Raw genomic sequence first — 14032 nt, 5'->3', positions numbered from 1 at the left:
CTGCCCGGTCCGCACCGTTCTTCTGGGGGTCGTTCCCACACCGTGCTGCGCTATCTGCCGTTCCTGCTGATCATCGCGCTGACCATCTACGCCTTCGTCGACTGCCTGAACACGCCCGAGGAAGAGGTCAAGCACCTCCCCAAGGTCGTCTGGGTCCTGATCATCCTGCTCTTCTCGATCGTCGGTCCGGTGGTGTGGCTGTTCGCCGGAAAGAAGCGGGTGGCCGGCGTCGCGGGACCCGGCGGTGGCCGGGCGCGCCGCACGCAGTGGGTGGCGCCCGACGACAACCCCGAGTTCCTGAAGTCCCTGCGGGACGAGCAGGACGCGAAGGACGCGAAGGACGCCGGGGACGCCGAGAAGGACAAGGACAAGGACTAGGCCCGAGGCCTGCGGGCCGCGGTCAGCCTGCCGGGGCTCCGGCGGGCGTCACACCGCCCAAGGCAGGGGGCGGGCGCCCTCGGTGCCGGGGACGGAGACGAGGCCGTCGGCGCGCATGGCGACGTACACCTCGGTGTCCTCGAGGGCGTGGACACGCCGCAGGACGTCCGGGGGTAGGACGACGGCCTGGCCGGCCGCGGCCTTCCCGGTCCGCCCGCCGCAGGTGATCTCCAGGGCGCCCGCGGTGACCGTCCACACCTGCTCGCGGCTGACGGAGTGCTCGGGGCCGGTGACCCCGGCGGGGATCTCGGCGCGCCAGGTGCTCAGCTCGGCGCTCCCCCGGCTGGGGGAGGCGAAGCCGGTCATGGTGGCGTTCGGCGTGGTGATGACGTGCTCGGGGGATGTGGTGATCACGTGCAAGGCGGGTCCTTTCGGTTTGTCGGGGACAGCCGACCGCTCGGGTGAGTCAATCTGCTTTACTCAGGTTGAGTAAAGCAGATTGACTCACTTGTGTCACCATGTTTCCGTGACCACCCAACACACCGACGAGAGCGACGGCACCGAGCTGGTCTTCCTCCTCGGCCTCGGCTTCCAGCTGCTGCTCGGCGAGTTCACCCGCCGCCTCGACGAGGCCGGCCACGCCGACGGCCTGCGCCCGCTGCACGGCATGGCCTTCCAGGCCCTGGGGGGCGCGGGGGCGACCGCGACCGAGCTCGCCGAGCGGCTCGGGGTGACCAAGCAGGCCGCCGGGCAGATCGTCGACGACCTGGAGCGGCGCGGGTACGTGCGGCGCGAGCCGCACCCCGGGGGCGGCCGCCGCAAGCTGGTCGTACTGACCGACGCGGCCGGCGCCCACCTCCGCGCCGCCGGGCGGGTCCTGCACGCACTGGAGACCGAACTCGGCCGCGGCGGCGTCGAGCTCGGCGCACTGCGCGCCGAGCTCGGCCGGCTGGTCGGCGCGCTCAACGGCGACGGGCCGCTGCCCGCGCTGCGCCCCGTCTGGTGAGGGGCACCCCGGCACGGGGCGGGAACGCCGAAGGGGCCGGGCCGCCTTCCGGCCGGCCCGGCCCCTTCCGCACGTCACGAGCGCTGCGAGCGCTCCCAGCGGGTCAGACGCCCGCGTACGAGTGCTTGCCGTTCAGCAGGATGTTCACGCCGTAGTAGTTCCAGATCCAGCAGGCGAACGCGAAGAGCGCGAGGTACGCGGCCTTGCGGCCCTTCCAGCCGGCGGTGGCGCGGGCGTGCAGGTAGCAGGCGTAGGCGACCCAGGTCACGAAGGACCAGACCTCCTTGGGGTCCCAGCCCCAGTAGCGGCCCCACGCGTCGCCGGCCCAGATCGCGCCCGCGATGATCGTGAAGGTCCACAGCGGGAAGACGGCCGCGTTGATGCGGTACGAGAACTTGTCGAGCGAGGCCGCCGACGGGAAGCGCTCCATCACCGAGGTGGAGAAGCGGCCCGGCGTGCCGCCGCCCGCCAGCTTGGCCTCGTAGGAGTCGCGGAAGAGGTACATGACCGCGCCCGCCGCGCCGATGTAGAAGACCGCCCCGCAGAAGATCGCGGTGGAGACGTGGATCCACAGCCAGTACGAGTGCAGGGCCGGGACCAGCTGGTCGCTGTCGGTGTAGAGCACCGTGGTGGCGATGCCCAGGTCCAGCAGGACCGTGGTGACCAGGAACAGGCCGAGCCAGCGGACGTTCTTCTTCAGCGCGAGGAGCCCCAGGTACGCGCCGACGGCCACCGTGGAGAAGGTGATCGAGAACTCGTACATGTTGCCCCAGGGCGCCCGCTCCACCGACATCGCGCGGGCGACGACGCCGCCCGTGGCGAGGAGGAAGCCGAGGGTGGTCAGCGAGACCGCGATCCGCCCGTACAGGTCGCCCTTGACGGTGCCGCCGGCCGCGCCGGGGCCGTCCGGGACGTCCCGGGTGCCGGTGGCGCTGCGCGTGACGACCTTGGGCTTGTCGAGGACCGCCGTGCCCCCCTTGCTCCGCACCTGAACGGCGGGGGCGCCGGCCTGCGGGGCGGTGAGCGCGGCGGCCGTACGGGCCACCTTGCTGCGGCTGCCGAAGATCCACTCGGCGATGTGGGCGAGGAAGGCGAGCGTGTAGACCGCCATCGACGCGTAGATGAGGTTGTTGCTGAGGTGAGCCAGGCTCTCGTTGGTTGCGACCGCGAGCTGCATCACGCGCGCTCCCCTTCGACTTCTTCAGGTGTTTCGGCAGGTGGGGCTTCGACAGGTGGGGCGGGGGCCGGCGCCGCGGTGGGCGCCTGCTGGTGGAGCGCGCCGGCCAGCGCCGACAGCTCCTCGGGGAGCTTGGCGGACTCGCTGCGGCCGAGACCGGCCATCTCGACGACGGTCACGCCGTCCTCGCCCACCGCCGCCCGGACCCAGATCCGGCGGCGCTGGATGAACAGGGAGCCCGCGAGGCCCGCGATGGCGGCGATGGCACCGGTGAGGGCCATCGCGCTGCCGGGCTGGTGGGTGATCGAGAAGGTCGCCCAGCGCTCGATGCCCTCGAACTTCACGGTGCCCTGCCCGCCGGGCAGTTCCATGCTCTCGCCGGGCAGCATCCGCTTCGAGAGCGGCTTGCCGTCCTCGCCCTTGAACGACTCCATCTTGGAGGTGTCCAGCTGGTACACGTTCTGCGGCAGCCCCGAGTCCACGCCCAGGCTGCCGTGCCACGCGTTCAGCGCGAGCGCCGGGAAGTCCAGCTCCGGGAACTGCGAGAACATCGTGCCCTGGCCGGCGCCCGCGAAGGTCGGGACGAACATCGCGGCGAAGCCGAGCTGCGTCGCCTTGCCGTCCTTGTCCTTGTAGCCGTCGGTGACCTTGACCGCGCCCGTGGAGGTGAGGTTGGCGTCCTGCGGCAGCATCGGCACGGCGTCCTTGTAGACCACCTTGCCGGTGGAGTCGGTCACCGAGATGACCGGCGCGTAGCCGTGGCCGAGCAGGTAGACCTTGGACCCGTCCACCTCCAGCGGCTTGTTGACCTGGATCTCGCGCTTCTGCGGCTTGCCGTGCGCGCCGTCGCTGAAGGTGACGTACGCCTTGAAGTCGCGCGGGGTGCCCTTCTGCGGGCCGCTGCGCTCGTACGTCGCGTCGAACTTGTCCAGGGTGAAGGAGAACGGCGGCAGGTCGTCGGGCTCGAAGAGGGTGCCCGACTTGAAGTCGTCGTACTGGGTGAGCGTGTTCGAGAAGCCCTTGCCGCGCAGGACCAGCTTGCCGCCCTCGGACTTGAAGTACTGGCCCCAGGCGAAGGCGATCAGCATCACGATCAGCGCGACGTGGAACGCCAGGTTCCCCGCCTCGCGCAGATAGCCCTTCTCGGCGGAGACCGACCCGCGGCCCGGCTCCGTACGGAACCGGCGGCGGCCGAGCAGGCCGCTCGCGTACGAGAGCACCTCGTCCGGGGACTTGTCCGTGCGCCACGTCGTGTACGCGGGCATCCGGTCGAGCCGCCGGGGGGCGGCCGGCGGGCGGCCGGTGAGCTGGCCGACGAACTGCCAGGAACGCGGCAGGATGCAGCCGATCAGCGAGATGAACAGCAGCAGGTAGATCGCGGAGAACCACACCGAGCTGTAGACGTCGAAGAGCTGGAGCTTCTCGGCGATGCTCACCCAGGAGGCGTGCTCCGCCTTCCAGGTGGCGACCTTCATCAGGTCGACCTGGTTCTGCGGGATCAGCGAACCGGGGATCGACGCCAGGGAGAGCATGAAGAGCAGGATCAGCGCCACCCGCATGGACGTGAGCTGGCGCCAGAACCAGCGGACCCAGCCGAGCACGCCGATGCCCACCGGGCCGCCCGGGGCGTCCTCCAGGGGGGCGGTGGACAGCTGCGCGCCGGCGGCCGCCTCGGTGGTGGCTTCGGCCGTCGCGTCGGCGGAAACGGAATCCGGGGATTCGTGCGGCGCCTCGGTGGACGCCTTGTCGGTCGTACTCATGTCCGTGTAATCCTCAGATCCCCACCGTGAAGCCGTTGGTCCAGCTCTGCATGTCGCTGACGATGCTGCTCCACATTCCTGTGACGAGCAGCAGACCGGTCAGGATCAGCATGCCTCCACCGATCCGCATCACCCAGGCGTAGTGCTTCTTCACCCAGCCGAAAGCGCCGAGCGCCTTGCGGAAGGCGAGCGCGGTGGCGATGAACGGCAGCCCGAGTCCCAGGCAGAACACGACGGTCAGCAGCGCGCCGCGGGCCGCGGTCGCCTGGTCCATGGAGAGGGTCCCGACGGCGGCCAGGGTCGGGCCCATGCACGGGGTCCAGCCGAGGCCGAAGAGCACTCCGAGCACGGGCGCGCCGACCAGACCGACCGCCGGCTTCTTGTGGAAGCGGAACTCGCGCATCGTCAGGCCCGGGATCGCGCCCATGAAGAACAGGCCGAGCAGGATCACCAGCCCGCCGAGCACCTGCGAGATGACGTCCTTGTTGGATGCGAGGGTCCGCCCGAAGAAGCCGAACAGCGCGCCGGTCGAGGTGAACACGGCGGTGAAACCGAGGACGAACAGGCTCGCGCCGGCGAGCATCCGGCCGCGCCGGGCCTCGGCGAGATCGGCTCCGCCGATGCCGGTCACGTAGGAGAGGTAGCCGGGGACCAGCGGCAGCACGCAGGGCGAGAAGAACGAGATCAGCCCTGCGAGCAGGGAGATCGGCAGGGCCAGCAGCAGGGCGCCGTTGAAGACGGTCGTGTTCACGCCGGTCGCATCGGCGGCGAGGACGACCTCGGAGAGCTCGGTGACCACGAGGTCACTTCTCCGCGAGGAGCGGGTCGATCATCGAGCGCAGCTTCTCCTCGTTGAGCGCGGCCAGGGTGCGGGCGGCGATCTTGCCGTCCTTGTCGAGGACGAGCGTGGAGGGGATGGCGTTCGGGTTCAGGGTGCCCTTGGGGAAGCGCAGCATCAGCTTGCCGTCCGGGTCGAAGAGGCTCGGGTAGGTGATCCCGTAGGTCTCTTCGAAGGAGGCCGCGTTCCGCTTGGTGTTGTCGCGGGTGTTGATGCCGACGAAGGCGACGGGCTGCCCGGCCGCTTCCAGCTCCTTGGCGACCTTCGCGAAGTACGGGGCTTCGGCCCGGCACGGCGGGCACCAGGAGCCCCAGACGTTGAGCACGACGACCTTGCCCTTGAGGGTTTCGGTGTCGAGGGACTTGCCGTCCACGGTCTCGCCGTCGAGCTTGGGCGCCTCGTCGCGGTTGGCCTTGGCGACGGTGGAGATGCCGCTGCTCCCCGTCACGTAGTTGCCTCCGGCGGAACCGGAGGATTTGCTGCCGCTGTCCGAATCGCCGCAGGCCGTCAGGGTCAGGGCGCCGGCGAGGGTCACCGCGGTCAGCAGGATGGCGCGGCCGCTGGTCGAGCGGCGGCGTCGGGGGGCGCGGCTAAGGCTCATGTGAAAAGTTTCGCATGTGCCCTTTGGGGATCTTCCGCGCCCCCCGGAGCATGTGTTGAGCCGCTGGTCAGGTACGGACCGGCGGCAGGTCAGCGGCCGGTGAGATACGTGCCCCAGCCACCGGTCGGCGACTGGCCGGGACCGAGCGTGCGCAGTCTGGCCAGAACCTGCGGGTCCTGGACGTCCAGCCAGTCGGCGAACTGCCGGAAGGACACCAGCCGTACGTCCTTTTTGTCCGCCATGCCCTTGAGGGCCTCCTCGACGGCGTCCATGTAGATCCCGCCGTTCCACTCCTCGAAGTGGTTGCCGATGAAGAGGGGCGCGCGATTGGTCTCGTAGGCCCGCTTGAAGCCGCCGAGGTAGGAGGCGGTGGCCTGGGAGCGCCAGGCCGGGTAGTTGGACGGGACGCCCTTCGTGGTGTTCTTGGACTGGTTCGCGAGGATGTTGTAGTCCATCGACAGCACCTCGAAGGAGTGCCCGGGGAACGGCAGCGACTGCAGCGGCAGGTCCCACAGGCCCCCGCGCTTGACCGGCCACTGCTGGAGGCCGCCGGGCGAGCTGGAGTCGTAGCGCCAGCCCAGCTTCTGGGCGGTCGGCAGCAGGCTGTCCTGGCCGAGCAGGCAGGGGGTGCGGGCCCCGACCAGCTCCTTGCGGTAGTCGAAGGGCAGCGGTTCGAGGTCGGTGAAGCCGGTGTTGGTCCGCCAGCTGGTGACGAACGACACGGCCTGGTCGATCTCGCTCTGCCAGTCCTCCGGGCTCCACCGGCCGACCGAGCCGGCGCCGTCGCAGAAGTGCCCGTTGAAGTGGGTCCCTATTTCGTGGCCGTCCAGCCACGCCTCGCGCACGTACTTGAGGGTGTTGCGGACGTTCTCGTCCTTGAGGTAGCCGATGTCGGAGGCGCCGACGGGATTGTTCGGGGGCCTGTAGAGGTCCTTCTTCGACTCGGGGAGGAGGTAGAGGCCCGAGAGGAAGAAGGTCATCGCCGCGCCGTGGTCCTTGGCGACCTTGAGGAAGCGGGGGAAGAGGCCGTTGCCGATCTCGCCCGCGCCGTCCCAGCTGAACACCACGAACTGGGGCGGGGTCTCGCCCGGCTGGAGGGGTACGGGGGCGGCCGGCTGGTGGGGCTGCGGGCCGGTGTCGGCGGTGGAACCGTCGCCGATCGGTCTGGCCGCGGGGCCGCCGGGCCGCGTACCGCCCGTCGGGTTGACCGGGCCCGGGTTGCCCGTGCCGGAGGACCCGCCGCCGCTGCAGCCGGCGACGCCGACCGCCGCGGCGGCGCCAAGTCCCAGTCCGAGCACACCTCTCCGGCTGAAGTCGCGCATATCGCTCATGAAATGTCATACAAACGGACATTTCATCGAAGCAGAAGGCCGACACGACCGGATCAGGCAACTTGTATGAAATTAGGCTGAGTCTTGACCGGCCCGGAACCCGGCGGTTCCGGGCCGGTCCCGGGGGGCGACCCCCGGGACCGGCCCGGTAGCCGCGCCCCCGCCCGGCCGGGGCCTACGCTCCGAACGCCTTGGACTTGCCCTTCACCGGCTTCGCCCCCGCGAGGAGGTGCGCCGGGACCAGGTCCCGGGCCGGCTCGCTGTAGCCCACCGACACCAGCTTGTCGCCCTGGTACGTGAACGAGGTCAGCGAGGCCAGCGTGCACTGGCGGCGGCGCGGGTCGTGCCACAGCCGCCGCTTCTCCGCGAAGCTCCGTACGATCCAGATCGGCAGCTGGTGGCTGACCGCCACCGCCTCGTGGCCGCGGGCCGCGTCGCGGGCGGTCTCGATCGCGCTCATCATCCGGACCACCTGCTCGACGTACGGCTCGCCCCAGGACGGCCTGAACGGGTTCGTCAGATGCTTCCAGTTCTCGGGCTTGCGCAGCGCGCCGTCCCCGACCCCGAAGGTCTTGCCCTCGAAGACGTTGCCCGCCTCGATCAGGCGGCCGTCGGTCGCCAGGTCCAGCCCGTGCGCCTTCGCGATCGGCGACGCCGTCTCCTGGGCCCGCTCCAGCGGGGACGCCACGACGTACGTCACGTCCCGGCCCTCGAGGTGCTCGGCGACCCGGTCCGCCATCTTGCGGCCGAGCTCGGAGAGGTGGTAGCCGGGACGGCGGCCGTAGAGGACGCCCTCCGGGTTGTGCACCTCACCGTGGCGCACCACGTGCACGACGGTGATCTCGGCGCCTTCGCCGCGGGCTTCGGTGCTCATGCGGTGGCCTCCGCGGCGGCTCGGGCGGCGGCCGGCAGGGCGGCCGCGATGCGCTCGATCGCCTTGTCGTCGTGGGCGGTGGACACGAACCACGACTCGAAGGCCGACGGCGGCAGGTAGACGCCCTGCGCCAGCATCGAGTGGAAGAAGCCGTTGAAGCGGAAGGCCTCCTGCTTCTTCGCGTCGTCGTAGTTCCTGACCTCGTCCTCGGTGAAGAAGACGGAGAACATGTTGGAGGCGGTCTGCAGCCGGTGCGCGACGCCCTCCTTGCTGAGCGCCTCGGTCACCAGCGCCTGGACCTGCGCCGACACCGCGTCGACCTTCTCGTACGCCGCGTCGTCCAGCAGCCGCAGCTGCGCGAGGCCGGCGGCCGTCGCGATCGGGTTGCCGGAGAGCGTGCCCGCCTGGTAGACGGGACCGGCGGGAGCCAGGTGCCCCATCACGTCCGCCCGGCCGCCGAACGCCGCGGCCGGGAAACCGCCGCCCATGACCTTGCCGAAGGTCATCAGGTCGGGCTCGACCCCGTCCACGCCGTACCAGCCGGCGCGCGAGGTACGGAAACCCGTCATGACCTCGTCGGAGATGTACAGCGCGCCGTTCGCCCGGCACAGGTCGGCGAGCCCCTGGTTGAAGCCCTCCCCCGGGGTCACGACGCCCATGTTTCCGGGCGCGGCCTCGGTGATCACGCAGGCGATCTCGCCCGGGTGCGCGGCGAACGCGGCACGGACCGCTTCGAGGTCGTTGTAGGGGAGCACGATCGTGTCCCCGGCCTGCGCGCCCGTCACACCGGGGGTGTCCGGCAGCGCGAAGGTCGCCAGGCCCGAGCCGGCGGCGGCCAGCAGCGAATCCACGTGCCCGTGGTAGCAGCCGGCGAACTTCACGATCTTGGCGCGGCCGGTGAAACCGCGGGCGAGGCGGATCGCGGACATGGTCGCCTCGGTGCCGGAGGACACCAGGCGGACCTGCTCCACGGGCGCGATCCGCGCGACGATCTCCTCGGCGAGCGCGACCTCCCCCTCACCGGGGGTACCGAAGGAGGTGCCGCGGACGACGGCGGCCTGGATGGCCTCCACCACGGCCGGGTGGGCGTGGCCGAGGATCATCGGCCCCCACGAGCAGACCAGGTCGACGTACTCGCGCCCGTCGGCATCGGTCAGGTACGGACCGGTACCGGACACCATGAACCTGGGCGTTCCGCCCACGGCGCGGAAGGCGCGCACGGGAGAGTTCACGCCGCCAGGCGTCACTAGCGACGCACGGTCAAAGAGAGTCTGCGAGACTTTGGCTTCATACGGGTACGGGTAGCTCACACCAGCCATGGTCTCAGAGGCCGCGACTGTCTTGCGGACGGGCGTTTCACCGCGCCACCCCGGGGGAGGTCACTGCCATGATGATCAGGCTGCGTGGCGGGGGCCGCGGGGCCGGGGCAGGCAAGACCAGTCGGGTGGAGATATGCAACGCGGTGGTGGACCGGGCGAGGGCACGGACGACCTCGATCCGCAGCGCGCCCGCGAACGTCGCCGCGGCAGGCACCGCCGCCGCGTCACGGACGCCGCGGAACACGTCCCGGACCCCGCACAGGCCCCCGAGGGCCTGCCCAGGGGCCGCGGCATGGGCGTGACGTACAAGTACTTCGGCGCGCCCGACGGGGCCACGGCCGCGCGCGTCCCGGTGACGATGCGGCCGGAGCAGCTGGGCGGCGACGAGCTCGGCATGGGCGGCATGTTCAGCAAGATCAAGCCGGAAACGGTCGCCGCGATGGTCCTGACCGGCATCCAGGGCATACCCCTGCACAAGGTCCCCCCGCTGGAGCTGGTCGTCCTCCACCCCGACTACGCCGTCGTGAAGCTCCCGATGACGGTCGTCGACCCGCTGCGCGACATCGGCGAGGAGTCGGTCGGCGCCGCCGCCTTCATCTGGTCCACGGTCCCCGACCGCGGCGGCCCGCGCGACGCGTTCAACGTCTACCAGCTGCTCCACGAGTGGCAGGACTTCTCCCACCGACTGCACGAAGCCGGGCACCAGCCCTATTGCCTCGTGTGGCCGTGACGGTCGGCAGTCCGGTCCTACGTTCCGCCTGATGCATCGTCAGGTAATCCGTACGACGGACGGTCTGGAGCAGACGGCGGAGCAGTGGCCGGAGATCAGCGGTTCGCGGGGCAGTCCTCCCGCAAACGCTGACTCTCGCCCCGGAGGCACCCGCATGGCTCGACTGATCACGGCCGGCATCGTCACAGTGGCACTCATCACACTGGGGCAGCCGGCGGCCTCCGCCGTCGCCGCCCCGGCCACCTGCTTCGGTCTCCCCGCCACGCTGACGGGCGCCGGAACCCTCACCGGCACACCGGGCAACGACGTCATCGTCGGATCGGCCGGCCCCGACGTCATCGACGGCCGCGGCGGCAACGACGTCATCTGCGGCCTCGGCGGCGACGACCTGCTCATCGGCGCGGCCGGCAACGACCGGATCGACGGCGGCTCCGGGAACGACGTCATCCGCGGGGACGTGGCCGTCGAGACCGGCGACGCCAAGGGCGGCGGGAACGACGTCCTGCTCGGTGGCGACGGCGACGACGACATGGTCGGCGATTCGCTGACGGGCAGCGGAAACGCCGAAGGAGGCGGCAACGACCTCCTGGAAGGCGGCAGCGGCGCCGACTTCATGACCGGTGACTCCAGGAGCGAGTCCAACGGCAACGCCAAGGGCGGCGGGAACGACCGCCTCTTCGGCGGCGACGGGGACGACGAGCACATCAGCGGCGACAGCGTCGCCTTCGGCGGCAACGCCGAAGGCGGCGGGAACGACCTGCTGGACGGCGGCAACGGCGACGACGGCCTCCTCGGTGACTCGGCCACACCGTTCGGCGGCACGGCCACCGGCGCCGGGAACGACACCCTGCGCGGCGGAGCCGGTACGGGCGACACCCTGGTCGGCGACAGCGAGGGCGTGGCCGCGGCCTACGGCAACGGCGGCAACGACGTGCTGGACATGGGGGCCGACGGCGGGTTCTTCGCCCTGGGAGACCACAACATCGGCGACCCGGACGGCGGTGGCCAGGCCTTCGGCGCGGGCAACGACCGGATCACCGGCGGCTCCTCGGCCGAGATCCTCATCGGTGACAGCTCCGTCGCCAACGCCGCCACGACGGTGGCGGGCAACGACGTGATCGACGGCCGGGGCGGCGACGACGTCCTCTTCGGCGACAACGTCAACTTCGACGGCGACACGACCGTCGGCACCGCCGGCGGCCGGGACCGGCTCCAGGGTGGCACGGGCGACGACTCGATCTTCGCTGGTCCCGCCAACGACACCCTCGACGGCGGACCGGACACCGACGCCTGCGACGGCGAGGCGGGCACCGCCGACACCGCGGTGAACTGCGAGTCGACCGCCGCCATCCCCCTGCGCGCCCCGAGCGCCGTCGTCCGCAAGCCCTGGCGGCCGGCGCACGCCGCGCCTGCCGCGCCTGCCACGCGCGTGACGCCCTCCCTGCCCACCCCGCACGCCGGGCCCGCCGGGCGCGTGACCCAAGCCCCGCACGTGACGCGCGTGCCGTAGCCGGGCCGGCCGCCGGCTACGGCAGCCACCGCCGGCGGGCGGGCCCAGCGTCCGCAGCCCGAGCCGGGCCCGGGCCCGAGCCGGGGCCGGGGCCGGGGCCGGGGCCGGGGCCCAGCGTCCGTCGCCCGTGGCCCGTGGCCCGTGGCCCATGGCCCATCAGCCCACCGTCAGTACGATCCGGCCGCGGGTGCCGCCCTCCGCGAGGCGGGCGTGGGCCTTCGCGGCCTCCTCCAGGGGGTAGGTCTCCGCGACCCGGAGCGTCAGTTCGCCCGCGTCGACCAGCGACACCAGGCGGGCCAGGTGCGCGCCGTCCGCCGCGACCTCCTGCTCCGCCACGCGCACGCCCCGGCCGGCCGCCGGGGCGGCGCCCGGGCGCAGGCCCACGTAGGCCCCGCCGTCCCGGACGAAGGCCAGCGCCGGCTCCCCCAGGACCGCCGCGTCCACGACGCCGTCCACCGGGGCGGCCGGAGCCGCGCCGCGCGGGACGAAGGCGGCCGCGCCCAGCGAGCGTACGAGCGCCTCGTCGTCCGGGCCCGCCAGGGCGGTGACCGCGTACCCGGCCCGTACGGCCAGCTGTACCGCGAGGCCGCCGACCACCCCGGCCGCACCGGTGACCAGCACCGAAGCCCCCGGGGCGAGCTCCAGCAGGTCCACCGCCCGGGCGGCGGTCAGGCCGCTCAGCGGCAGTGCGGCCGCGGCCTCCGGTCCGGCCGAGGAGGGGGCCGCCGCCAGTGCCGAGGCGTCGAGGACCGCGTACTCCGCGTGCGTGCCCAGCGGCTTGACCGGCCCGTAGTGCAGGCCGACCACCCGGTCGCCGACCGCCCAGCCGCTCACCTCCGCGCCGAGCTCGTCCACCTCCCCCGCCACGTCCCACCCGAAGCCGAGCCGCCGGTCCCCGCCGCCGAAGACCCCGGCCCGTACCGCGCCGTCGACCGGGTTCAGCCCGGCCGCCCGGACCCGTACCCGGACCTGTCCGGCGGCGGGCTGCGGGACCGGCACCCGTACGGTCCGCAGCCGCTCGGGTCCGCCGGATCCGTCCGCCACCACGGCCCGCATCGTCAGCGTCGTCTGAGTCCGCGTCTGCGTCTGCGTCTGCGTCTGCGTCTGCGTCGTCCGGTCGTCGCTCATGGTCATCACTCCCGTTGTGTCGGCTTCCCGATGACCACTAACGTAAAGAGAGTTACTCTCCATCGGTAAGTACGCACTTCGGAGTGCGTACCCGACCCCGGAAGTGGGGTTCCCATGGCCACCCGCACCGCCGCCGACCGCCGCGAAGAGGCCCGTTCCGCCTACGACGCCTTCCTCAGGGAATGCCCCACCAGCCAGCTCCTGGCCCGCATCAGCGACAAGTGGGTCGGCCTCATCGTCAGCGCGCTCGCCCAGGCCGACGACCGCTCCATGCGCTACAGCGACCTCGGCCGCAAGATCCCCGGCGTCAGCCAGAAGATGCTGACCCAGACCCTGCGCTCCCTGGAACGCGACGGCCTCGTCACCCGCACCGTCACCCCCACCGTCCCCGCCCGCGTCGACTACCGGCTCACCGAACTCGGCAGCAGCCTCGGCGGCCTGCTCACCTCCGTCAAGCAGTGGGCCGAGAACCACTTCGACGAGGTCAACGCCCATCGCGAAAGCCACGACCGGGAGACGGCGACCCTCGTGGACAACGCGTAAATCCCCCGCCGACCCGCGCCCCGCAGTGGCATGCTGGCCCCGTGAACGGACCAGCCATCGCCCTCACCCTCGCCCCCGAACTGCACGTGTTCGCCGCACCCGCCCGGCGCGGCACGCGCGTGGCGACCACCACGGACGGCGTCTCCAGCCTCGGCCACGTCGTCGAATCGACCGGCATCCCGCTCACCGAAGTCGGCCGGATCCTCGTCGACGGCACCGAGACGCCCTTCGCCCACGTACCGCTGGCCGGTGAATCGGTCGAGGTCTTCGGCGTCGACCGCCCCCAGCAGGTCCCCGGCGTCCCCGGCACCGCGCCGCTGCGCTTCCTCCTCGACGTCCACCTCGGCACCCTCGCCCGCCGCCTGCGCCTGCTGGGCGTGGACGCCGCGTACGAGAACGAGGACATCGGCGACCCGGCCCTGGCCACCCGCTCCGCCGCCGAGCGGCGCGTCCTGCTCTCCCGCGACCGCGGACTGCTGCGCCGCCGCGAGCTGTTCGCCGGCGCGTACGTCTACAGCGACAACCCCGACGAGCAGGTCCGCGACATCCTGAGCCGGTTCGCCCCCGCCCTCGCGCCGTGGACCCGCTGCACCGCGTGCAACGGCACCCTGCGCGAGGCCGACAAGGACAGCGTCGGCGACAAGCTGGAGAGCGGCACGCAGCGCTCGTACGAGGTCTTCGCGCAGTGCGCGGACTGCGAGCGGGTCTACTGGCGCGGCGCCCACCACGCCCGGCTGGAGCGGATCGTCGAGGACGCCCTCACCGAATTCGGCGGCGTCGCCACCCCGTAGCCGGACCCCGGGCCGCAACGGCGGGGACAACTCTCCCGACCGGCCC

Annotated in this window: 15 protein-coding genes; 6 read left to right on the top strand and 9 right to left on the bottom strand. The window is 71.9% G+C overall.

What is annotated here, in order from left to right; genetic code table 11:
• Positions 1-42: 42 nt before the first annotated feature.
• Positions 43-378, top strand: coding sequence for a PLD nuclease N-terminal domain-containing protein (locus OG904_RS16950; protein ID WP_405491767.1), 336 nt, complete (start codon positions 43-45; stop codon positions 376-378).
• Positions 379-426: 48 nt separating this feature from the next.
• Here the strand turns inward: OG904_RS16950 and OG904_RS16945 are convergent, their stop codons facing one another.
• The gene (locus tag OG904_RS16945; RefSeq protein WP_405491765.1) at positions 427-792 is read right to left on the bottom strand and encodes a cupin domain-containing protein; all 366 of its coding nucleotides are present in this window, start codon (positions 790-792) and stop codon (positions 427-429) included.
• A gap of 112 nt (positions 793-904) precedes the next feature.
• Here OG904_RS16945 and OG904_RS16940 point away from each other — a divergent pair, with 112 nt between their 5' ends.
• Complete coding sequence (locus OG904_RS16940; RefSeq protein ID WP_405491763.1) at positions 905-1384, top strand: MarR family winged helix-turn-helix transcriptional regulator; 480 nt, start codon at positions 905-907, stop codon at positions 1382-1384.
• A 103-nt stretch (positions 1385-1487) separates the two neighbouring features.
• Here the strand turns inward: OG904_RS16940 and ccsB are convergent, their stop codons facing one another.
• The 7 genes from ccsB to hemL all read right to left on the bottom strand — a co-directional run bounded on the left by ccsB (position 1488) and on the right by hemL (position 9284).
• Complete coding sequence (gene ccsB / locus OG904_RS16935) at positions 1488-2561, bottom strand: c-type cytochrome biogenesis protein CcsB (RefSeq protein WP_405498070.1); 1074 nt, start codon at positions 2559-2561, stop codon at positions 1488-1490.
• Entirely contained in the window at positions 2561-4321 is a 1761-nt protein-coding gene (locus OG904_RS16930; protein ID WP_405491761.1) for a cytochrome c biogenesis protein ResB, read from the bottom strand. Before OG904_RS16930 ends, ccsB begins: the two co-directional genes overlap by 1 nt.
• A 13-nt stretch (positions 4322-4334) precedes the next feature.
• Complete coding sequence (locus OG904_RS16925) at positions 4335-5120, bottom strand: cytochrome c biogenesis CcdA family protein (protein WP_405491759.1); 786 nt, start codon at positions 5118-5120, stop codon at positions 4335-4337.
• 4 nt (positions 5121-5124) lie between these two features.
• On the bottom strand, positions 5125-5760 hold the full coding sequence (locus OG904_RS16920; RefSeq protein ID WP_405491757.1) for a TlpA family protein disulfide reductase: 636 nt from the start codon (positions 5758-5760) through the stop codon (positions 5125-5127).
• A gap of 89 nt (positions 5761-5849) precedes the next feature.
• Positions 5850-7082 carry a hypothetical protein gene (locus OG904_RS16915; protein ID WP_405498068.1) on the bottom strand — a complete coding sequence of 411 codons (1233 nt, stop codon included), beginning with the start codon at positions 7080-7082 and terminating at the stop codon, positions 5850-5852.
• Positions 7083-7266: 184 nt separating this feature from the next.
• Positions 7267-7965, bottom strand: coding sequence for a histidine phosphatase family protein (locus tag OG904_RS16910; RefSeq protein WP_405491755.1), 699 nt, complete (start codon positions 7963-7965; stop codon positions 7267-7269).
• A complete protein-coding gene (gene hemL, locus OG904_RS16905; RefSeq protein WP_405491753.1) occupies positions 7962-9284 on the bottom strand; it encodes a glutamate-1-semialdehyde 2,1-aminomutase in 1323 nt (440 codons plus the stop codon). Before hemL ends, OG904_RS16910 begins: the two co-directional genes overlap by 4 nt.
• A 133-nt stretch (positions 9285-9417) precedes the next feature.
• Here hemL and OG904_RS16900 point away from each other — a divergent pair, with 133 nt between their 5' ends.
• Positions 9418-10014 (top strand): hypothetical protein, encoded by a 597-nt coding sequence (locus OG904_RS16900; RefSeq protein WP_405491751.1) that lies wholly within the window; start codon positions 9418-9420, stop codon positions 10012-10014.
• Between the two features lie 154 nt (positions 10015-10168).
• Positions 10169-11524 (top strand): calcium-binding protein, encoded by a 1356-nt coding sequence (locus OG904_RS16895; RefSeq protein ID WP_405491749.1) that lies wholly within the window; start codon positions 10169-10171, stop codon positions 11522-11524.
• 156 nt (positions 11525-11680) lie between these two features.
• Here the strand turns inward: OG904_RS16895 and OG904_RS16890 are convergent, their stop codons facing one another.
• A complete protein-coding gene (locus OG904_RS16890) occupies positions 11681-12580 on the bottom strand; it encodes an NADP-dependent oxidoreductase (protein WP_405498066.1) in 900 nt (299 codons plus the stop codon).
• Between the two features lie 186 nt (positions 12581-12766).
• On the opposite strand from OG904_RS16890, the gene OG904_RS16885 reads away from it, so the two are divergent.
• Positions 12767-13195 (top strand): winged helix-turn-helix transcriptional regulator, encoded by a 429-nt coding sequence (locus OG904_RS16885; RefSeq protein WP_405491747.1) that lies wholly within the window; start codon positions 12767-12769, stop codon positions 13193-13195.
• Positions 13196-13236: 41 nt separating this feature from the next.
• Entirely contained in the window at positions 13237-13986 is a 750-nt protein-coding gene (locus OG904_RS16880; RefSeq protein WP_405491745.1) for a Mut7-C RNAse domain-containing protein, read from the top strand.
• The last annotated feature ends 46 nt before the right edge of the window (positions 13987-14032 follow it).

This window comes from Streptomyces sp. NBC_00096 (genome assembly GCF_045041305.1).
Classification (GTDB): domain Bacteria; phylum Actinomycetota; class Actinomycetes; order Streptomycetales; family Streptomycetaceae; genus Streptomyces.
The sequence above is the reverse complement of the archived record's forward strand: the minus strand, read 5'-3'. Positions and strand labels throughout refer to the sequence as shown.